The sequence below is a fragment of the Streptomyces sp. NPDC050560 genome, from assembly GCF_044457285.1.
In the GTDB taxonomy this organism is placed as follows: domain Bacteria; phylum Actinomycetota; class Actinomycetes; order Streptomycetales; family Streptomycetaceae; genus Streptomyces.
This window is the reverse complement of sequence record NZ_JBITGT010000005.1, coordinates 367,641-387,231: the sequence shown is the minus strand read 5'-3', so window position 1 is coordinate 387,231 and position 19,591 is coordinate 367,641. Positions and strand designations below refer to the sequence as shown.

The window sequence follows — 19,591 nt, the reverse complement described above, 5'->3', positions numbered from 1 at the left end:
TCGTTCCAACAGTGGAGCGCGCTCCAGCATTCCCGTACGCGACGCCGGGTGAGCCGCTACGGCCGCCCGAGCCGCCCCGCCCACTCCCCCACGGCGCGCGTGAGGACGTCGAGTGCGCCGTCCTGGCCGATCGCGGCGCGCTTGGGCACCGCGAAGGAGTGGTCGGCCGAGTCCACGGCGACCAGCTCGTGGGGGCCGTCGGGGAACTCGGCGGGGCGGCCGAAGGGGTCGCTCCCGCCCTGGACGACCAGCGTGGGCAGGCCGGAGCCCAGCAGCTCCGCGGCGCGTGACTTCTCGGGGCGGCCCGGCGGGTGCAGCGGGAAGCTCAGCGCGAGGACCGCGAGGGCGCCGAGTTCTGCCGCGGTGCGGCAGGCGACCCTGGCGCCCGCGCTGCGGCCGCCCGCGACCACGGGGAGGCCGGGGGCGGTGAGCGCGGGCCACACCCCCCGCCACCCCTTGTCCAGGGTGCCGGGGGCGGGCGCGAGCCTTCTGCCCGCGACCCGCCAGGGCTGTTCGACCAGCGCCACGCTCACGCCGAGCGGGGGCAGCGCCGCGGCGAGCGCCACCAGGTCGCGCGCCTCGACGCCGCCGCCCGCGCCGTGGCCGAGGGCCAGGACGAGGCGGGGGTCACGGGCGGTGTGCCAGGTGGCGCGGGCGGTGCCCGCGGCGGTCTCGACGCGCTCGACGCGCGGTTCGCCTGCTGAGTCGTCCACGCCCCCATCCTGCCGCCCCGCCGACCGGGCCCCGCGCATTCCCCCCGGTGTCACAGGCCGAACAGCCAGCTTCCGCCGCCGATCAGCGACGCGAGCGCGATCACGTGGAACACGAAGAGCCAGAGCCCGGCCGCCACCCCGGTCAGCCGGGCGAGCTGGTCGGCGTCGGAGTCGCGCGCGCCGCCGCGCCGCCGCCTGCCCTGTAGCTCGAACGCCGGGCGCACGCCCCCGATCAGCAGGAACCACACGGCGGTGTACGCGAACACCGCCTGCACCTGGGGCCCGGCGAGCCAGGACACCAGCAGGAAGGCGCCGCCGGTGACGAACACCGTGAGGACCCCGTACGCGTTGCGGATCATCACGAGCATGATCAGCAGCAGTGCGGTCGCCACCCAGAGCAGCACCCTGATGTGCCCGGTGGCCAGGAGCGCGGCGCCGCCGAGCCCGATCAGCGGGGGCGCGGTGTAGCCGGCGAACGCGGTGAGGACCATCCCGGGTCCTGTTGGCCTGCCGCGGCTGACGGTGAGCCCCGAGGTGTCGGAGTGCAGCCTGATGCCGTCGAGGCGGCGCCCGGTCAGCACCGCGACCAGGCCGTGCCCGCCCTCGTGGGTGATCGTGACGGCGTTGCGGGCTATCCGCCAGGCCCCGGCGGGCAGTACGGCGGCGAGGGCGAGGGCCGCGGTGACGAACACCACCCAGGCGTCGGGGTCGGGCTGGCCGCCGAACCCGTCGACGAAGCGGTCCCACAGGGAGCTTGCGGAGGCGGCGGCGGCCGGGAGCGCGGTGTGGACGTCCTGTACGGCGTACGTGACGGTGCTGAGGCTTGCGTTCATGGGGCGCGGCGGCTCCTCGGACGTCGGCCGCGGCGGGGCGCGGGCGGTGCTGGCGGGTGGGACCTGTCGGGAACTGGAAGTGTGGCGTGCGGGGCTGGCAGTGTGGCACTCATGTGCGGACGGTACGCGGCGAGCAGAAGACCCGATGATCTCGCGGGCATCTTCGAGATCGAGAAGTGGGAGCCCGAGGAGGAGGCGGCGCCCGACTGGAACGTGGCGCCGACCAAGGAGGTCTACGCGGTACTCGACCGCCCTCTGAAAGACGCGGCGCGGCCCGCTCCGGTTCGCCAGCTACGCCGGCTGCGCTGGGGCCTCGTACCGTCGTGGGCGAAGACCCCCGAGGGCGCGGCGCGGATGATCAACGCACGGGCCGAGACGGTGCACGAGAAGCCGTCGTACCGCAGGGCCTTCGCGGCCAGGCGGTGCGTGCTGCCCGCGGACGGCTACTACGAGTGGGTCACCGGCGCCGACGAGCGCGACCTGGAGGTGGAGGGCCGCAGGAAGCGCCCGCGCAAGCAGCCGTACTTCGTGACGCCCGCGGACGGCTCGGTCTTCGCGATGGCGGGCCTGTACGAGTTCTGGCGCGACCGCACGCTGCCCGACGAGCACCCGGCGGCGTGGCGGGTGACGTGCGCCGTGATCACCACGGAGGCGGAGACGGCGCCGCTCGCCGTCGCCCCGGACGAGGGCCCGCGCTCCCTCGCCGACATCCACCCGCGGATGCCGCTGATGCTGACGCCCGACCGCTGGGACGACTGGCTCGACCCGTCCCGTACCGACCCCGCCGAGCTGCTGCCGCTGCTCGCGCCGCCGCCCGAGGGGCTGATGCGTGCGTACCCGGTCTCCACGGCCGTCAGCAACGTCCGCAACAACGGCCCCGAGCTGCTCAAGGAGCTGCCCGCGCCCGAGGAGGGCACGCTCTTCTGAGCCCCGCGGCTGCCCGGCGTGCGCAGGGCGCGAGGAGCGGTGGCGGTCCGCGCCACAGGCCACCCCTCCGTACCCGCTCCCACGCCCTTACCAACCTGAGGTTTCCACCGGGTTTCCGTGCATCCGGGCACGCCGGGGGGCCACCCGCAGCCGATAAAGTGAAGGCATGACCGAGACCCCAGCGCCCACCGCTCACTGGCACGCCCCGTACGCGAGCGGGGCCGTCGACGCGACCGTCACCGTGCCAGGCTCCAAGTCGGTCACCAACCGCGCGCTGGTGCTCGCCGCGCTCGCCTCGGAGCCCGGCTGGCTGCGCCGCCCGCTGCGCTCCCGCGACACCCTGCTGATGGCGGGCGCGCTGCGCGCGATGGGCGTGGGCATCGAGGAGACGGTGCCGTCGATGGCGTCCGCTTCCGGGAGTCCCGCGGAGGGCGGGGAGGCGTGGCGGGTCATCCCCGCGGGGCTGCACGGCCCCGCCACGGTCGACGTGGGCAACGCGGGCACGGTGATGCGCTTCCTGCCGCCGGTCGCCACCCTCGCCGACGGGCCGGTCCGCTTCGACGGCGACCCGCGCTCCTACGAGCGCCCGCTCGGCGGGGTCATCACGAGCCTGCGCGCGCTCGGCGCCCGTATCGACGACGAGGGCCGCGACGCGCTGCCGCTGACCGTGCACGGCGGCGGCGCCCTGGAGGGCGGCCCGGTCTCGGTGGACGCGTCGGCGTCCTCGCAGTTCGTCTCGGCGCTGCTGCTGTCGGCGCCGCGGTTCAACCAGGGCGTCGAGGTGCGGCACGTCGGGTCGTCGCTGCCGTCGATGCCGCACATCAGGATGACGGTCGACATGCTGCGCGGCGCGGGCGCCCAGGTGGACACCCCGGAGGCGGGCGGCGAGCCCGACGTCTGGCGGGTCACGCCCGGCGCCCTGCTCGGCGTCGACCTGACCGTGGAGCCCGACTTGTCGAACGCGCAGCCGTTCCTCGCCGCCGCGCTGGTCACCGGCGGCCGGGTGGTCATCCCCGACTGGCCCGCACGCACCACCCAGCCGGGTGACCGGCTGCGGCGGATCTTCACCGAGATGGGCGGCGGCTGCGAGCTGACCCCGCAGGGCCTCGTCTTCACCGGCTCGGGAGCGGTCCACGGCCTCGACGTCGACCTGGGCGAGGTGGGCGAGCTGGCCCCCGGCATCGCCGCCGTCGCCGCCCTCGCGGACTCCCCGTCGACGCTGCGCGGTGTCGCGCACCTGCGGATGCACGAGACGGACCGGCTCGCCGCGCTCACCAAGGAGATCAACGAACTCGGCGGCGACGTCACGGAGACCGCCGACGGCCTGCACATCCGCCCCCGCCCGCTGCACGGCGGCGTGTTCCACACCTACGAGGACCACCGCATGGCCACCGCGGGCGCCGTGATCGGCCTCGCGGTGCCGGGACTGCGGGTGGAGAACGTGGCGACGACGGCGAAGACCCTGCCGGACTTCCCCGACCTGTGGACCGGGATGCTGGGTCAGTGACGGGCGGACGGTGACCCATGCGCCGCTACGGCAAGCACACGGACGAGGACGACGTCAGGGTCCGGCCGGGGCGCAGGGGCACCCGCCCGCGCACCCACATCAGGCCCAAGCACGAGGACGCCGCGGAGGGCATGGTCCTCACCGTGGACAGGGGCCGGGTGACCTGTCTGGTGGACGGCCGGGTCGTGATGGCGATGAAGGCCCGCGAACTCGGCCGCAAGGCCGCCGTGGTGGGCGACCGGGTGGCCCTGGTCGGCGATCTGTCGGGGGACAAGGACACCCTGGCGCGCATGGTGCGCATCGCCGGGCGCACCTCGGTGCTGCGCCGCACCGCCGACGACGACGACCCGTACGAGCGCGTGGTCGTCGCCAACGCCGACCAGTTGGCGATCGTGACCGCGCTCGCCGACCCGGAGCCGCGCCCGCGGCTGGTCGACCGCTGCCTCGTGGCCGCGTACGACGGCGGGCTCGAACCGCTGCTCGTGCTCACCAAGTCGGACCTGGCGCCGCCCGACGAGCTGCTGCGCACCTACGAGCCGCTGGGGGTGCCCTATGTCGTCACCTCCCGCGGGGAACTGACGGACGGTGACGCGCTCGCGCGGGTGCGGGAGCTGCTCGACGGCCGCATCACCGCCTTCGTCGGGCACTCGGGCGTCGGCAAGACCACCCTTGTCAACGCCCTGGTGCCGGAGGCGAGACGGCGCACCACGGGCCGGGTGAACGCGGTCACCGGCCGCGGCAGGCACACCACCACCTCCGCGCTCGCGCTGCCCCTCGACGACGACACGGCGGACGGCGGCTGGGTGGTGGACACCCCGGGGGTGCGGTCGTTCGGGCTCGCCCATGTGGACCCGTCCCGGGTCATCCACGCCTTCCCCGACCTGGAGCCCGGCACGGCAGGGTGCCCGCGCGCCTGCGGCCACGACGAGCCGGACTGCGCCCTTGACGGCTGGGTGGCCGAGGGGCACGCGGACCCGGCGCGCCTGTACTCCCTGCGGAGACTGCTCGCCACCCGCGAACGCCACGAGGGCGACTGACCCGTGACGTTTGCATGGGTAGGGTGACGGTAAGGGCATAATCGCACCGAGCTGGAGGCGTGATGAGGCAGCCACGGTTGGTGGAGATTCGGGAGGCACATTCATGGCGTGGCTGCTGGTCATCGTCGCCGGGCTGCTGGAGACAGGGTTCGCGGTCTGTCTGAAGCTGTCGCACGGGTTCACCCGGCTCTGGCCCACGATCGCGTTCGCCTCGTTCGCCCTCGGCAGCTTCGGGTTGCTGACACTGGCACTGCGCCGGCTCGACGTCGGCCCCGCGTACGCGGTGTGGACGGGCATCGGCGCCGCGGGTACGGCGATCTACGGCATGATCTTCCTCGGTGACCTGGTGTCGGTGCTGAAGATCGTCTCGATCAGCTTCGTCATCATCGGGGTCATCGGGCTCCAGCTCTCCGGCTCCGCGCACTGATGTACTCCGGCTCCGCGCGCCGCAGCACCGGCTCCGCGGGCTGAGGAGCAGTCGGCCCGCGTACGTGGTGGGTCCGCGCCGGGCGTGCGGTGGCCGCCCTTGTCGCCGAGTCGACATCGCGACACGCGCGGGGCGCGGCGGACGCCCCGTCAGCGGCGCGCGAGGGCGGGCAGCGTGTCACGCACGAGCCCCGCGGCCCCCTCGCCCGCTGCGGGCACCAGCAGACAGGACAGCGCGAGCCGCATCGCCAGCTCGCACAGCCTGGCCTGCTCCGCCGCCTCGACGCGGCCCGCCTTCGGGCCGCAGAGCGCGGCGACGGCCCTCTCCCGCACGTCGGCCAGCACCTCCCCGGGCGAAGGCAGCGAGCCGTCGGCCCTGCGCTGGGCGGGCATCACGGACGTGGAGGCCACGGCGGCCAGCGACGGCGCGGGCAGGCGCTGGGGCCAGAGCCCGGTCAGGACGGCCCGCACGATCGGGTTGGCGCGCCCGGTGGCGACGGTCCACTCGGCGAGCGCCGTCAGCCGCTCGTGCGCCGCGGCGGGAGCGCCGCGCGAGCCGTCGGGGGGCGGCGGAGGGGTCGTCAGCATCCGGTCGGCCCCGGCGAGATACGCGTCCGTCTCGCGGCGTACGAGGGCGCGGGCGAGGCCGTCCTTGCCGCCGAACTCGTTGTAGAGGGTCTGCCGGGACACCCCCGCAGACGCCGCCACGTCGACCATGCGGATTCTCGGCCAGGGGGCCCGGGAGAGCGCCCCGTAGGCAGCGTCGAGTAACGAGTCCCGCGCTCCTGGCATCATCGCCTCCCGCCGGGCAGCAGAGCCTCTCGACAGAGTTGACGTGGCCATGAGCACTGTCAAGGGGGCGGGAGACCTCCGCTCGCGGGGGCGCGCGACGGTGGTGCGACGCGGGACACACGGGGTGGATGGTCCGGGCGGTGGTGGCTCGATACTGTTCGCTCATGCCCGACTATCGTGATGACCTGCGCCTCGCCCACGTCCTCGCGGACGCCGCCGACGCCGCGACGACGGAACGGTTCAAGGCGCTCGACCTGAAGGTGGAGACCAAACCGGACATGACGCCGGTCACGGAGGCGGACAAGGCGGCCGAGGAGCTGATCAGAAGTCAGCTCAAACGCGCCAGGCCACGCGACGCGGTCCTCGGCGAGGAGTACGGCATCGACGGTACGGGCCCCAGGCGCTGGGTGGTCGACCCGATCGACGGCACCAAGAACTACGTGCGCGGCGTCCCGGTCTGGGCCACGCTGATCGCGCTGATGGAGGCGGGCGAGAGCGGCTTCGAGCCGGTGGTCGGGATGGTCTCGGCACCGGCGCTCGGCCGCCGCTGGTGGGCGTCGAAGGGCCATGGCGCCTCCACGGGGCGCAGCCTCAGCTCCGCGACGGCGCTGCGGGTCTCCCGGGTGTCCAGGCTCGCGGACGCCTCGTTCGCGTACTCCAGCCTGGGCGGCTGGGAGGAGCAGGGGCGGCTCGACGGCTTCCTCGACCTCGGCCGCGCGGTGTGGCGGACCAGGGCGTACGGGGACTTCTGGCCGTACATGATGGTCGCCGAGGGGGCCGTGGACATGTGCGCGGAGCCGGAACTGTCGCTCTGGGACATGGCGGCCCCGGCGATCGTGGTGACCGAGGCGGGCGGCACCTTCACCGGCCTCGACGGCGTCCCCGGCCCGCACAGCGGCAACGCCGCGGCCTCCAACGGCCTGCTGCACGACGTGCTGCTCGACCATCTGGGGGACCGCCGCACGGGCGTCTGAACACCCCCGGCACGGTGAAAGTCCCCGCCGCGGCGGGGGTCCCTGACACGGCGAAGGACCACCGACACGGCGAAGGGCCGGACGTCCCGGCGGGGGATATCCGGCCCTTCCTGGTTCGGCAAGCGGTCTCAGGCACGGAGGGCCTGGACCGCGGCTTCGAGCCGCTTGCCGAAGTCCCCGTCGGCCTGCCGGAAGTTGCCGACAGCGCGCTCGGCGATGTCGTCCCTGGAGACCTGGGAGATGAAGCCGGCCAGATTCTCCACGAGCCGGTCCTTCTCGTCCTGCGACATCAGCCGGTAGAGGTTCCCCGCCTGCACGAAGTCGTCGTCCTCGGCGTGCGCGGGGGCGGCGCTCTCGCCGGTCTCGCCGGTGACGGGCAGGGGCTGCCACAGCGGCCTGTCGGTCTGGAAGGGGCCGCCGAAGCTGTTGGGCTCGTAGTTCTTGGCGCCCTTGTGGCGGCCGTCGTACAGGAGACCGTCGCGGGAGTTGGTACGGGCCTCGGTGGCGTGGGGGCGGTTCACCGGGAGGTGGTCGGCGTTGACGCCGACCCGGTAGCGGTGGGCGTCCCCGTAGGCGAACAGGCGGCCCTGGAGCATCTTGTCAGGGGACGGGCCGATGCCGGGCACGAAGTGCGCCGGGCTGAAGACGGACTGCTCGACCTCGGCGAAGATGTTCTCCGGGTTGCGGTTAAGCTCCAGCCTGCCGATCTCGATCGGCGGGTAGTCGTCGTGCGGCCACACCTTGGTCAGGTCGAACGGGTTGAAGCGGTACGACGCGGCCTCGGCGGCGGGCATGATCTGCACCTGCACGGTCCAGGACGGGAAGTCGCCGCGCTCGATGGCCTCGCGCAGGTCGCGCTGGTGGCTGTCCGGGTCCTCGCCCGCGAGCCGTGCGGCGTCGGCGGCGGTGAGGTTCCTGACGCCCTGGTCGGTCTTGAAGTGGTACTTGACCCAGAAGACCTCGCCGTCGGCGTTGTTCCACTGGTACGTGTGGGAGCCGTAGCCGTTCATGTGGCGGTACGAGGCGGGGATGCCGCGGTCGCCGAAGAGCCAGGTCACCTGGTGCGTCGACTCGGGGCTCAGGCCCCAGAAGTCCCAGACGTTGTCCGCCTCCTGGGAGCCGGTGTACGGGTCGCGCTTCTGGGTGTGGATGAAGTCGGGGAACTTGATGGCGTCCTTGACGAAGAACACCGGGGTGTTGTTCCCGACGAGGTCGTAGTTGCCGTGCTCGGTGTAGAACTTCAGCGCGAAGCCGCGCGGGTCGCGCACGGCGTCGGCCGAGCCGAGGTTCCCTGCGACCGTGGAGAACCGCAGGAAGGTTTCGGTCTGCTTGCCGACCTCGGAGAGGAACGCGGCGCGGGTCCACCGCGAGACGTCGCGGGTGAGGGTGAAGGTGCCGTACGCGCCCGCGCCGCGGGCGTGCACGATGCGCTCCGGGATGCGCTCGCGGTTGAAGTGCGCCAGCTTCTCCAGGAGCACCTGGTCCTGGAGAAGTACGGGACCGCCGACACCGGCGCTCTCGCTGTTCTGATTGTCGGCGACCGGGGCACCGGACTCCGTGGTAAGCGGTCCCTGTGTCGTCACGTATGCCTCCTGCATCGGTGGTGCGGTCGAACCGGCCGGGGTCACCGGCCTTGGCCTCAGTCCTTGACTGGCCCTTGGCTAATGCCGTTCTCGATCCTACGATAGACTTTGTCTAAGTCAAGTAAACTTCCAAAGTCACACTCGATCGGAAGCTTGTTCCCCTGCTGTTAGGCTGGTGCGTCATGAGCGACCTTCTGGAACGACTGCGCGGACGTGGCTGGCGCATGACGGCGCAGCGTCGAGTCGTGGCCGAGGTGCTCGACGGGGAGCACGTCCATCTCACGGCGGACGAGGTCCACGCGCGCGCGGTCGACCGGCTCCCCGAGATCTCCCGCGCCACCGTCTACAACACGCTGGGCGAGCTGGTGCTGCTCGGCGAGGTCATCGAGGTGAGCACGGACAAGCGCGCCAAGCGCTACGACCCGAACGCGCACCGCCCCCACCAGCACCTGGTCTGCTCGGGCTGCGGCTCGATCCGCGACGTGCACCCCGCGGGCGACGCGCTCGCCGACCTCCCCGTGGCGGAACGGTTCGGCTTCGCCGTCTCCGGCGTGGAGATCACCTACCGGGGCCTGTGCCCGGAATGCTCAACGGCCTGAGGCCGTCAGCTCCCGCCCGCACACGAGCCCGCCGCGGCGCACATACGCGCACCCATGCCGAAAGCCCGGTCCCTTGCCTGGGACCGGGCCTTCGGATCTGGTAGCGGGGACAGGATTTGAACCTGCGACCTCTGGGTTATGAGCCCAGCGAGCTACCGAGCTGCTCCACCCCGCGTCGATGTCTCGACCCTACGTGAAGCCGCCTCAGCAGCGCAAATCACTGTCCCGGCACCGTGCGACGGCGCCTGGCGCCAGGTCGGCGGCGGGCTTCGGTGTCACGCCGTCAACTCCTGGCGCAGCGCCTCGCGCAGCCGCGCGGCGCGCTCGGTGACCTCGGCGGGGCCGAGGTCGGCGGCGCGGCCGCTCCAGCGCTGCGCCTCGGTCAGCTCGCCGCGGCGCGCGTACACCAGCGCGAGCCGCAGCGCGGCCCTGCCGTGCCCGGCGTCGGCGGCGCGGCGCCACCACAGCACCGCCTCGGGCTCGCTGCCCTCGCGGGCCAGCAGCAGTCCGAGGTTGAAGGCGCCGCCCCGGCTGCCCGCCTCGGCGGCCCTGCGGTACCAGTCGGCCGCCTCGACGACGTCGCCCCTGGCGGCGGCGAGCATGCCGACCCGCACCTGGGCCCTGCGGTGGCCCTGGCCCGCGGCGCGCTCGTACCACTCCTCGCACTCCGTCTTGATCTGGACGGGCTCGCCCAGCTCGTGCTCGGGAGGGGGAGGGCGCCGGGAGTCGAGGACGGTGGCGAGCCGGTAGGCGGCCTCCGCGCTGCCGCCGCCCGCGGCGCACCGCAGATGGCGCTCCGCGTCGGCCTCGTCGCCCTCGCACAGCCGGGCGATGCCGACCTGGAGGGCGGCCTCGGTGTGGCCCGCGGCCGCGGCGCGCTCGTACCACTCAAGGGCGCCCTTCTCGTCGTCGCCCGCGGCGCGCAGGATGCCGAGGTTGAACGCGGCGTCCACGCTGCCCGCCTCGGCCGCCTTGGAGAACCAGGGCTCGGCGCCGACCGCGTCGCCCCGCTGGAGCAGCAGTACGGCGAGCGCGTTGGCGGCCTCCCGGTGTCCCGCGTAGGCGGCGTGCCGGTACCACTGCTCGGCGCGGCCGTCGCGGCCCCCGGCGGTGCACAGCAGGGCGAGGTTGTAGGCGCCGTTGGTGTCGCCCGCGTCCAGCGCGGTGCGGTACCAGCGCTCGGCGGTCTGGGTCTCGCCGCGCTCGGCGTGCAGGGCGCCGAGCGCGTTGGCGGCGTTGCCGTCGCCCTCCTGGGCGGCCTTGAGCCACCAGGTGGCGGCGCTTTCCAGGTCGCCAGCGTCGCGCAGCAGGAAGCCGAGGGCGCAGGCGGCGCCGGGCTCGCCGTCCTTGGCGGAGGTGAGGTACCAGCGCCCGGCCTCCTTCAGGGCGCCGCGCTGCTCCAGGATGGTGCCGAGGCGCAGCGCGGCGCGGCGGTGGCCGCGGGCCGCGGCCTGCCGGTACCACTGCTCGGCCTCCTGCCCGGGCGTCAGCTCCTCGGCGCCCTCGGGGCGCTCAGGACGCTCGGGGCGCCGTCCGCGGCGAGGGGGGCGGGGCGTGCCGGGGGGGCGCTCGCGCTCCGCGCGCGCGTCGAGCGCCTTCGCCAGGCGGTAGGCGGCCTCCCGGTGGCCGTGCTCGGCCGCGGTGCGCATCCAGCGCTCCGCGCCCGCGTCACCGCGGTGTTCGAGCAGGTCGGCGAGGGCGTACGCGCCGAGGACGTGCCCCTGCTCCGCGGACTGCCGCAGCCAGTACTCGGCGGCGGGCTCGTCGCCGCGCTCGCGGTGGTGGCGGCCGAGGGCGTGCGCGGCGGCGGGGGAGCCGGCGACCGCGGCGACCCGCCACCAGCCGGCCGCCTCCTCGGGGTAGCCGCGCTGGTGCAGCAGCACACCGAGGTTGTTGGCGGCGGCGCGGTCGCCCGCGGCGGTGGCGGCGCGCAGTTGGGGTTCGGCGCCTTCGAGGTCGCCACGGCGCAGCAGGGTGGCCCCGAGGACGCTCATCGCTTCGACGTCGCCCGCCTCGGCGGCGAGCTTCCTGCGCGCCTCCTCGGCGGCGACGCCGGGATCGTCCCGGTCGGCCGACCGTACAAACCGCCCTGTCTCCACCAGAGTTGCCTTATCCCCCATACCGTTCATCGTCGCACCACCCGTACCCCCGGCACATCTGGTATACCGCACCCCGGGAGGTCACTTCAGCGCTTTGTCGACATGCCCACAGAGGGATAAGTCAAACACGGATCGCCCAACTCCCCCAGGCGACGCGGCCGCCGTATCAACACTGTTTCCAACGCTTCATCTCTCACGGTGTGAGGGAAGCCCGGGCCGAGGGGATGCGGCACCGGCGCACGGGCCCCGGTGCGCGCATGGTGTACGGGCGCGGTCCGGGGATTCTGCGGGTCGGCGCGGTTCGCGCTCCGCGATGGGGACAGCGCGAGGGCCCGGCTTCCCTGTGGGGAAACCGGGCCCTCGTCTTCCGTAGCGGGGACAGGATTTGAACCTGCGACCTCTGGGTTATGAGCCCAGCGAGCTACCGAGCTGCTCCACCCCGCGTCGTGTGTGTACACCGTAGCACGACGCGGGGTTCACCAACTCGTCAGCCTCCGTCGCCCCCTGAGCCGCTTCCGTCGCCGCTCTGATCGCCCTTGTCGGAGCTGTCGGTGCTACCGGAGCTGTCGCCGCCTCCGCCGCCCGACCCGGAGCCCGACGAGGCACCGGAGCCGCTGCTGGGCTTCTTGCCGCCCTTGTCCTGCGCGTCCTCGGCCCGCTGCAACGCCTTCTCCAGCCGCTCCTGGGCATCGCCGTAGGCGCCGAAGTCGCCCTTCTTGAGGGCCTTCTGACCGTCTTCGAACGCCTTCTGCGCGTCGTCGAGCGCCTGCGCCACCGTGGGGTTGGAGGAGCTGGGCGGCGGTGGCTGGTCCTGGTCGCCGTCCGGTGGCTCCTGGGTGTCACCACTGGTCGGGAAGACCTTCTGTAGCGCCTCGCCGAGGGTGTCCTCGAACGCGCTGGCGTTGCCGTAGGCCACCAGGACCTTCCGCAGCAGCGGGTACTTCAGGCCGCCGCCGCGGACGTAGACCGGTTCGACGTAGAGCAACCCGCCGTCGAGCGGCACGGTGAGCAGGTTGCCGTATTCGACTTCTGAGTCACCACCACGCAGCAGTCTGATCGATTCGGCGATGTCCTGTTCGGAGTTGAACTTGCTCTGTACCTGTTTAGGTCCGTCGATGGTTCTGCTGGAGGGCATCTTCAGGATCTCGATCTTGCCGTAGTCCTTGGTGCCGGCCTCGGCGTTGACCGCCATGAAGGCGCCCAGGTTGTCTCTGCCGTTGAAGGTGAACGTCGTCGTCAGCGAGAACGCCTGCGAACTCTCCCCTGGCATCTGCATGCTCAGGTAGTAGGCGGGCACCGAGTCCCCCGACTTGGTGGTCGGATCGCCCGGCACCTGCCACACCTCGCTGCCGCTGAGGAACGTCTTGGCGTCCTTCACGTGGTAGCGGGTGAGCAGTTCGCGCTGCACCTTGAACAGGTCCTGGGGGTAGCGCAGGTGCGACATCAGCGCCGGTGAGATGTCGCCCTTCGGCAGCACCGTCCCGGGGAACGCCTTCATCCAGGTCTTGAGGACCGGGTCCTGGTCGTCCCACTGGTAGAGCTTGACCGTGCCGTCGTAGGCGTCGACGGTCGCCTTCACCGAGTTGCGGATGTAGTTGACCTTGTTCTGCTGTGCGACGACCTGTCTCTGGTTGTTGGCGGCGGTCAGCGAGTCCGCCGTCGTGTCGCCCAGGGTCGTCCGCGACGCGTACGGATAGCCGTTGGAGGTGGTGTACGCGTCGACGATCCACTGCACTCTGCCGTCGACCACGGCCGGATAGGCGTCCCCGTCGATGGTGAGCCAGGGCGCCACCGCCTCCACCCGGTCCTTGGGCGTGCGGTTGTAGAGGATGCGCGAGCCCTTGCCGATGGCGCCCGAGTACAGCATCTGCGGTTCCCCGAACGCGACCGCGTAGGCCGCGCGGTTGACCGGGTTGTCGAGGTTGACCCCGCCCTTGCCGTGGTAGCTGAAGGACTTCTCGTTGCCCGCGTCGTCGGTGTAGTCGATCTCCTTCTGGGGACCGCCGACGATGGAGTACGTGTTGGTCTTCTCGCCGAAGTAGATCCGCTGCTGGTACTCGGGCAGGTCGCCCTTCGAGGGCAGGTCGGACTCGGTGAACTCGGGACGGCCCTCGCTGTCGGCGCTCGTACCGCGCGCGCTGACGACGCCGTAGCCGTGCGTGTAGCGGAAGTGGTCGTTGATCCAGTTGTTCTTCGGGACCCCGTTCAGGTTCAGCTCGCGCAGGCCGACGACGGTGTCCTGCTCCTTGCCGTCGGGCGACTTGTAGCGGTCCACGTCCAGGTTCGACGGGAACGCGTAGTAGTTCTTCATCTGCTGGAGCTGCTGGAACGTCGGCGAGACGATGTTGGGGTCGAGCAGCCGGATGCTCGACGCGTTCGTGGCGTCGCCGCGCAGCTTCTCGTTGTCCGCCGTGCTGGCCTTGCCGGGGTACTCCTTGACCTCGGTGCCGTTGATCCCGTACGCGTCGCGGGTCGCCTTGAGGTTCTTCTCGACGTACGGCGCCTCTTTGGCCTGCTCGTTGGGCTGGACCTGGAACTTCTGCACGATCGCCGGGTAGAGCCCGCCGATCAGGATCGCGGAGAGCACCATGAGGCCGAAGCCGATCACCGGGAGCTGCCAGGTGCGCCGCCACAGCGTGGCGAAGAACAGCAGCGCGCAGATCACGGCGATGCAGAACAGGATGGTCTTGGCGGGCAGGTACGCGTTGGCGTCCACGTACCTGAGCCCCGTCCAGTTCCCGGTGGCCTTGAAGTCGCTCGACTTGACCGCGAGTCCGTACCGGTCGAGCCAGTAGGCGACGGCCTTGAGGGCGACGAACAGGCCGAGCAGCACGGACAGGTGCCCGGTGGCCGCCGCGGTGGCCCTGCTGCCCGGGTTGGTGATCCGCAGGCCGCCGTAGAGGTAGTGCGTGAGGGCGGCGGCGACCAGGCAGAGCACGGCGGCGGCGAAGCCGAACCCGAGCAGGAAGCGGTACCACGGCAGGTCGAACGCGTAGAAGGACACGTCCATGTGGAACTGCGGGTCCTTCTGGCCGAAGGGCACGCCGTTGACCCACATCAGCCAGGTGCGCCACTGACCGGCGGCGGAGGCCCCCGCGATCAGCCCGACCAGGGCCGTGATCGCCAGCAGAATCCACTTCTTGTACGGGGCGATGCCCATCCGGTAGCGGTCGAGGTTCTGCTGCTCCATGGACATGGCGCTCAGCGGCGGGCGCAGCCGGTGGGCCAGCCAGACGTTCACCCCGACCGCCGCGGCCATCAGCAGCCCGAACACACAGAAGAGCCCGATCTTCGTCCACAGCGTGGTGGTAAAGACGGACGAGTAGTTCACTGACCGGTACCAGAGCCAGTCGGTCCAGAACCCCGCGAACATGACGAACGCCATGGCCAGCACGGCCAGGACGCCCAGTGTCATGAGCAGGGTGCGGACACGCCTGGACGGCCGGCCCACTCTGATCCGTGGCCCCGTCGGGCCTCCGCCGCGGTCCGGCATCTGGAAAGCCAAGGTGCGCACCTCGAAGTTCGCTGTTGCTGTGGTTGGCTGATGTGCGGGACCCCCGGCCCCCTCGGGCCCCGTGACCGCCCGGAGGCGGCTCAGCGATCGTAGGGCCCCTCTGTGCAACTTACTGAAGCTTTACGCAGTTCCCGTTTCGGGGCCTGAACCAGGCAGGATATTGCCCATGCCCAACACGCCTTCCCCCGGACCCTCGGGTCCTTCCGGCCCCTCCGGCCGCTCCGGTTCCGCCGGCTCCTCCGGGTCTCCGCCGGCCGCGAGCCCGCTGACCCGCGCCGTTCTGGAGATCGACGAGTTCGTCGCGTCGCTCGGCTGGGACCAGCCCGCCCGGCTGTTCGCGCTCGTCGACACCGGCAGGCTGCGCAGCAGGGAGCCCACGCTCGCCGACCGGCTCGGCCTCGCCGACGACGCGGCCGCGGGCGCGTTCACGCCCGTGGAGCAGGACGAGGTGTCCGGGGAGCGGCCCCTGGACGAGTTCCTGGCGACCATCGCCTGGCCCGAGGCGGTGGCCGGATGCGCCCTGACCGTGGAGCGCCTGATGCTGCCGCCGTCCGCCGAGGCCGCCGTTCCCGAGGGGCTCGGGGAGGACGGGCTCGCCGAGTGGGTGGCGGCGCACCCCGAGCGCCAGGAGGTGCGGATGACCGTCGCCGTGCTGCGGGACGGGGCGCGGGAGTCGGCGCTGCGGCTGCGCGCGAAGGACTCCCCCTCCGATGTGCTGACCGGCTCCGACCTGGTGCCCAATCTGGCCGAGGCGCTCGCGGCCACGTTCGCCGAGTAGCGCGGCGCCCCCGCCGCCCGGGCGTGCCGCGGCGGCGGGGCTCGCGGCCGCCCGTCCGGCGGCGTCCGCGCGCGTGGCCGGGGCCGCCGCCCCGTGGTGCCGGCGCACCCGCGTCAGCCCTTGGTGCAGGAGGGGAGCCGGGAGGTCTTCTTCTCCCTGATGTCCTTGAGGGCGTCAAGCGCGTCGTGGATGGTGCCCACCTTGACGAGGGTGAGCCCGTCGGGGACGTTCTTGGCGGCCTCGGCGCAGTTGCCCTCGGGGGTGAGGAAGTAGCGGGCGCCCTGGTTCCTGGCGCCGATGGTCTTCATCCCGATGCCGCCGATCTCGCCGACCTTGCCCGCGTCGTCGATGGTGCCGGTGCCCGCGACGAACTCGCCGCCGGTGAGGTCGCCCGGGGTCAGCTTGTCGTAGAGGCCGAGCGCGAACATCAGCCCGGCGCTCGGCCCGCCGACGTCGGCGAGCTTGATGTCGATCGGGAACGGGTACGTGTGGTCGACGCCCGCGGTGATGCCGACGATCGCGTGCCCGTCCTTCTCCGGCGACTTCCCGGCGGTCACGGTGACGCGGTGGGTCCCGGTGGCGTTCTTCCCCGACTTCTCCGCCGCCTCCTGCGCCTTGGCGGGGACCACGGTGAACGCGACGGACTGGCCGGGCCTGTGCTTGGTGACGAGCTTCGCCACGTCGTCGGGCTGCTTGACGGCGGTGCCGTCGACCGCCTTGATGACATCGCCCGCGTGCAGCCTGCCCTGCGCGGGGCTGTCCTTCTGCACGGCGGCCACCACGGTCTGGGTGGTGACCTTGACGTGGAGCTGCTTCAACGCCGCGACCTTGGCGCTCTCCTGGGACTGGCTGAACTCCTCGGCGTTCTCCTGGTTGGACTGCTCCTCGGTCTGCCCGTCCGGGTAGAGCACCTGGCGCGGCACCACGAGCTTGTCTCCCGCCAGCCAGCCGTAGACGGCCTCGACCAGGTTCATGTGGTACTCGGCGCTGGTCACGCGGACCGTCGTCATGTTGAGGTGGCCCTTGGCCGGATGGGTCTTGTCGTCCGGGACCTGGAGCACCGGCTCGCCGTCGTGGTCGCCGAGGGTGTTGACCGTCGGCCCGGGGGACATCTCCCCGTACGGCACCTGGATGAAGACTCCCGCGCACAGCAGCGCGATCAGGATCAGGGTCGAGGCGAGCATCGTCGCGGTGCGGCGTGGCATGGAACGACAGTACGGGACCAGTCTGTGTGCCCAGCGGGGGGTCCGGCCGGGCGGTGGCCCGGCCCCCTGGGCGCTCATCCGGCCCTCATCACGCCCTGGCACGGCGGGTCACAGCGCGTCGGAGTGCGACTTCTCCATGGCCTCGCGGAAGCGGGCGTAGCCGTCGAGTTCGGGTCCGTCGCCCGTCCTCCTTGAGCGGCCGGCCCAGGTGCCCCAGAGCCCGGCCCCGAAGGCGGCCACAAGCGGAATCAGCAACCAGGCGAGCGCGGCCATGCCGACCTCCAACCCCACGACGGGGAAACGTGCGTACGAGTGCTGCCGCCGCGAGAGCCGCCGGGGCCGCAGGACCCCGCCGGTGGTCGACGTCCGTTACCCCGGGCGGGATGCGCGGCCCTGAGGCCCCGTCGGGAGCCCGCGACCGGCCGACCAACTGGCAGATCAGCAGATTAACCATCCGCAGGGCCAACGCTCCCGAGGGGGGTGTGGTTACGCAACCGGAACCCCTCCGACGGCCGTACGAGTGCGGGGCGCCGGGAGGCCGTTCGGGTGAGGGGGCCTGGGGGCGCGGCCCGCGGGGCGCGAGGGACGCGCGGGGCGGGGGCGGCTGCAGGGATGCGCGGCGGGGCGTGGGTGCGGGGCGCGCGGGGCCGGGGCGAGCTTGTGTTCGGGGCGCGCGGGTGTGGGGTGCGCGCGGTCGGGGCGCGCGGGCGCGGGGCCGTGGGGGCGCGAGACGGCTGCGCAGGGCGCGCGGGGTGTGTGGGGGTGTGGGGTGCGGGGTGCGGGGTGCGGGCCGCGTGGGGCTCAGCCGCCCGCGCCGACCCACTCCTCGGTGCCGTCGGAGAACCGCTGGTGCTTCCAGATCGGCACCTCGCGCTTGAGGTCGTCGATCATCTCCCGGCAGGCCCCGAACGCCTCCGCGCGGTGCGCGCAGGCCACCGCGACGATCACCGCGATGTCGCCCACCACCAGGTCGCCGACCCGGTGCACCGCCGCAAGCGCCCGTACCGGGTGGCTCGCGACGACTTTCTCCGCCACCCTCCGCATCTCGTCCTCCGCGCTGGGGTGCGCGGTGTAGCCGAGCGCGTCCACCCCCGCGCCGCCGTCGTGGTCGCGCACGGTGCCGACGAACACCGCGATCCCGCCCGCCGCGGGGTCGCCGACCGCGGCGTACACCTCGTCGAGCGAGAGCGGCGTGTCGCGAACGGCCAGCAGTCGGATGGCGTCAGAGGCAGATTGCATACACGCAGCCTATTTGATGAACGGGCGGACGGGCGGCACACGTGCGTGCCCCTCGACGAGCACGCGCGCGCGCCCGGCAGACGCGGGGGCGCGGCGAATTCCGCGGACGCCGCGGGCGCTCAGATGCGGCGGCGCGCCCTGCGTGCCCTGCGGACCAGGGCCGCGGTGCCGAGCAGGGCCACGGTCGCGCCCGCGGCGCCCGCCGCGGTGGCGTCCTTGCGGCCGAGGCGCCGCCCGGCCACGGTGTGCCGCCCCGCGACCTCCTCCAGCAGCTCGGCGAGCACCTGCTCGTTGGTCCACCGGGGCCGCCAGCCCGCGTCGTGGAGGCGGCTCACGCTGACCACCCAGGGGTGCATCGTGTACGCGAGGTCGCCCGCGGGCGAGGGCGTGAGCCCGATGCGGTGCAGCCGGGCCGCGGCGCCGAGCGCGACGCTCGACGGCAGCTCCATGCGGCGGATGCCGGAGAGGTCCTCGACCTCCTCCTGTTCGAGCCAGCCGTCGCAGCCGACCGCGAACTCCCCGTCGATCTTCCCCAGCGCCGCGTACTCAAGGGCCCCGCACAGGTCGTCCACGTGGCAGAACTGCCAGGCGGGCCGCGACCCGGCCACCACCAGCAGCCGGGGCGACTCGAAGTAGCGGGTCAGCGCGGTGTCGGTGCCGCCGACCAGGACCGCGGGGCGCACCACGGTCACGTTCAGCCCGGGGTGCGCGCGGGGCGCGCGGCGGGCCAGGCGCTCGATCTCCAGGAGGTCGCCGACGCCGGTGGCGTCCGCGGTGGCCCGCAGCTCGGCGTCCTCGGAGAGCGGCAGCTCGTTGTCCTCCAGCGCCCCGTAGACCATCGCCGAGGTGCACAGCACGACGCGCCGCACCCCGGCGGCGGCCGCCGCGGTCAGCACGGTCTGGGTGCCGCGCACGTTGTACGCCGTGCGGGCCGCGGGGTCGGACTCCAGATCGAGGTCGACGGCGAGGTGCACCACGACGTCCGTACCGCGCAGTTTCTCGGCGATCGCGGGGTCGCGGATGTCGAGGAGGTGCCAGCGGGCGTCCTCGCACTCGCCGCGGCGCTCGTCGATGGCGACCACCCGCTTGACCGCGTCCCCCGCGGTCAGGCGCTCGGTCAGCAGCGCGCCGACGCCCGACGCGGCGCCCGTGACGGCGACGACGGGCCCGCGCGCGGGTGCCGCCCTCTGGTTTCGCGCTGCGCGAACCTGTGGATCTGGGGAACTCACCAGGTGTCTCCAGCGGTTGTCTTCAGTACGTACGCGCCATAAGCGCACGTAGCAGGTGGCATCCATCCTGCCGCAGACCGGGACCGGGCAGCGCACCGAGGCCCTGTCCGGCCCCCGGGTGTCTACGCTGGGTGGT

Annotated in this window: 17 protein-coding genes and 2 tRNA genes; 7 read left to right on the top strand and 12 right to left on the bottom strand. The window is 72.7% G+C overall.

Features of this window, described 5'->3' with window-relative positions:
* Window positions 1-56: 56 nt before the first annotated feature.
* Together ACIBIW_RS13895 and ACIBIW_RS13890 are read right to left on the bottom strand one after the other, a co-directional pair.
* The gene (locus ACIBIW_RS13895; RefSeq protein WP_399335502.1) at window positions 57-713 is read right to left on the bottom strand and encodes an alpha/beta family hydrolase; all 657 of its coding nucleotides are present in this window, start codon (window positions 711-713) and stop codon (window positions 57-59) included.
* Between the two features lie 50 nt (window positions 714-763).
* On the bottom strand, window positions 764-1,546 hold the full coding sequence (locus ACIBIW_RS13890; protein ID WP_399335500.1) for a M50 family metallopeptidase: 783 nt from the start codon (window positions 1,544-1,546) through the stop codon (window positions 764-766).
* Window positions 1,547-1,657: 111 nt separating this feature from the next.
* On the opposite strand from ACIBIW_RS13890, the gene ACIBIW_RS13885 reads away from it, so the two are divergent.
* The 4 genes from ACIBIW_RS13885 to ACIBIW_RS13870 all read left to right on the top strand — a co-directional run bounded on the left by ACIBIW_RS13885 (window position 1,658) and on the right by ACIBIW_RS13870 (window position 5,444).
* Entirely contained in the window at window positions 1,658-2,473 is an 816-nt protein-coding gene (locus ACIBIW_RS13885; protein ID WP_399335498.1) for an SOS response-associated peptidase, read from the top strand.
* 166 nt (window positions 2,474-2,639) lie between these two features.
* The gene (aroA, locus tag ACIBIW_RS13880) at window positions 2,640-3,980 is read left to right on the top strand and encodes a 3-phosphoshikimate 1-carboxyvinyltransferase (protein WP_399335496.1); all 1,341 of its coding nucleotides are present in this window, start codon (window positions 2,640-2,642) and stop codon (window positions 3,978-3,980) included.
* Between the two features lie 17 nt (window positions 3,981-3,997).
* The gene (gene rsgA / locus ACIBIW_RS13875) at window positions 3,998-5,017 is read left to right on the top strand and encodes a ribosome small subunit-dependent GTPase A (RefSeq protein ID WP_399335494.1); all 1,020 of its coding nucleotides are present in this window, start codon (window positions 3,998-4,000) and stop codon (window positions 5,015-5,017) included.
* A gap of 103 nt (window positions 5,018-5,120) precedes the next feature.
* Window positions 5,121-5,444 carry a DMT family transporter gene (locus ACIBIW_RS13870; protein WP_399335492.1) on the top strand — a complete coding sequence of 108 codons (324 nt, stop codon included), beginning with the start codon at window positions 5,121-5,123 and terminating at the stop codon, window positions 5,442-5,444.
* A gap of 149 nt (window positions 5,445-5,593) precedes the next feature.
* Here ACIBIW_RS13870 and ACIBIW_RS13865 read toward each other — a convergent pair whose 3' ends face one another.
* Window positions 5,594-6,238, bottom strand: coding sequence for a TetR/AcrR family transcriptional regulator (locus ACIBIW_RS13865; protein ID WP_399335490.1), 645 nt, complete (start codon window positions 6,236-6,238; stop codon window positions 5,594-5,596).
* A 161-nt stretch (window positions 6,239-6,399) separates the two neighbouring features.
* On the opposite strand from ACIBIW_RS13865, the gene hisN reads away from it, so the two are divergent.
* The gene (gene hisN / locus ACIBIW_RS13860) at window positions 6,400-7,209 is read left to right on the top strand and encodes a histidinol-phosphatase (protein ID WP_399335488.1); all 810 of its coding nucleotides are present in this window, start codon (window positions 6,400-6,402) and stop codon (window positions 7,207-7,209) included.
* Window positions 7,210-7,337: 128 nt separating this feature from the next.
* On the opposite strand, the gene ACIBIW_RS13855 is transcribed toward hisN, so the two are convergent.
* Entirely contained in the window at window positions 7,338-8,807 is a 1,470-nt protein-coding gene (locus ACIBIW_RS13855; RefSeq protein ID WP_399335486.1) for a catalase, read from the bottom strand.
* Window positions 8,808-8,974: 167 nt separating this feature from the next.
* Here ACIBIW_RS13855 and ACIBIW_RS13850 point away from each other — a divergent pair, with 167 nt between their 5' ends.
* On the top strand, window positions 8,975-9,391 hold the full coding sequence (locus tag ACIBIW_RS13850) for a Fur family transcriptional regulator (RefSeq protein ID WP_399335484.1): 417 nt from the start codon (window positions 8,975-8,977) through the stop codon (window positions 9,389-9,391).
* Window positions 9,392-9,489: 98 nt separating this feature from the next.
* On the opposite strand, the gene ACIBIW_RS13845 is transcribed toward ACIBIW_RS13850, so the two are convergent.
* The 4 genes from ACIBIW_RS13845 to ACIBIW_RS13830 all read right to left on the bottom strand — a co-directional run bounded on the left by ACIBIW_RS13845 (window position 9,490) and on the right by ACIBIW_RS13830 (window position 14,983).
* Window positions 9,490-9,566 (bottom strand) — tRNA-Met (locus ACIBIW_RS13845).
* Between the two features lie 100 nt (window positions 9,567-9,666).
* Entirely contained in the window at window positions 9,667-11,520 is a 1,854-nt protein-coding gene (locus tag ACIBIW_RS13840; protein WP_399335482.1) for a tetratricopeptide repeat protein, read from the bottom strand.
* 340 nt (window positions 11,521-11,860) lie between these two features.
* Window positions 11,861-11,934, bottom strand: a tRNA-Met gene (locus ACIBIW_RS13835).
* A gap of 43 nt (window positions 11,935-11,977) precedes the next feature.
* A complete protein-coding gene (locus tag ACIBIW_RS13830; protein WP_399335853.1) occupies window positions 11,978-14,983 on the bottom strand; it encodes a UPF0182 family protein in 3,006 nt (1,001 codons plus the stop codon).
* A 187-nt stretch (window positions 14,984-15,170) separates the two neighbouring features.
* Between ACIBIW_RS13830 and ACIBIW_RS13825 the strand changes: the two genes are divergently transcribed.
* Window positions 15,171-15,782 carry a PPA1309 family protein gene (locus ACIBIW_RS13825; RefSeq protein WP_399335480.1) on the top strand — a complete coding sequence of 204 codons (612 nt, stop codon included), beginning with the start codon at window positions 15,171-15,173 and terminating at the stop codon, window positions 15,780-15,782.
* A gap of 113 nt (window positions 15,783-15,895) precedes the next feature.
* Here ACIBIW_RS13825 and ACIBIW_RS13820 read toward each other — a convergent pair whose 3' ends face one another.
* From ACIBIW_RS13820 to ACIBIW_RS13805, 4 genes are all read right to left on the bottom strand, one after another.
* The gene (locus tag ACIBIW_RS13820; protein WP_399335477.1) at window positions 15,896-16,987 is read right to left on the bottom strand and encodes a PDZ domain-containing protein; all 1,092 of its coding nucleotides are present in this window, start codon (window positions 16,985-16,987) and stop codon (window positions 15,896-15,898) included.
* A 108-nt stretch (window positions 16,988-17,095) separates the two neighbouring features.
* Window positions 17,096-17,278 (bottom strand): hypothetical protein, encoded by a 183-nt coding sequence (locus ACIBIW_RS13815; RefSeq protein WP_399335873.1) that lies wholly within the window; start codon window positions 17,276-17,278, stop codon window positions 17,096-17,098.
* Between the two features lie 510 nt (window positions 17,279-17,788).
* Entirely contained in the window at window positions 17,789-18,226 is a 438-nt protein-coding gene (locus ACIBIW_RS13810) for a molybdenum cofactor biosynthesis protein MoaE (protein ID WP_399335475.1), read from the bottom strand.
* Between the two features lie 119 nt (window positions 18,227-18,345).
* Window positions 18,346-19,455: an SDR family oxidoreductase gene (locus ACIBIW_RS13805; protein WP_399335473.1), complete on the bottom strand. Its 1,110-nt coding sequence runs from the start codon at window positions 19,453-19,455 to the stop codon at window positions 18,346-18,348.
* Between the last annotated feature and the right edge of the window lie 136 nt (window positions 19,456-19,591).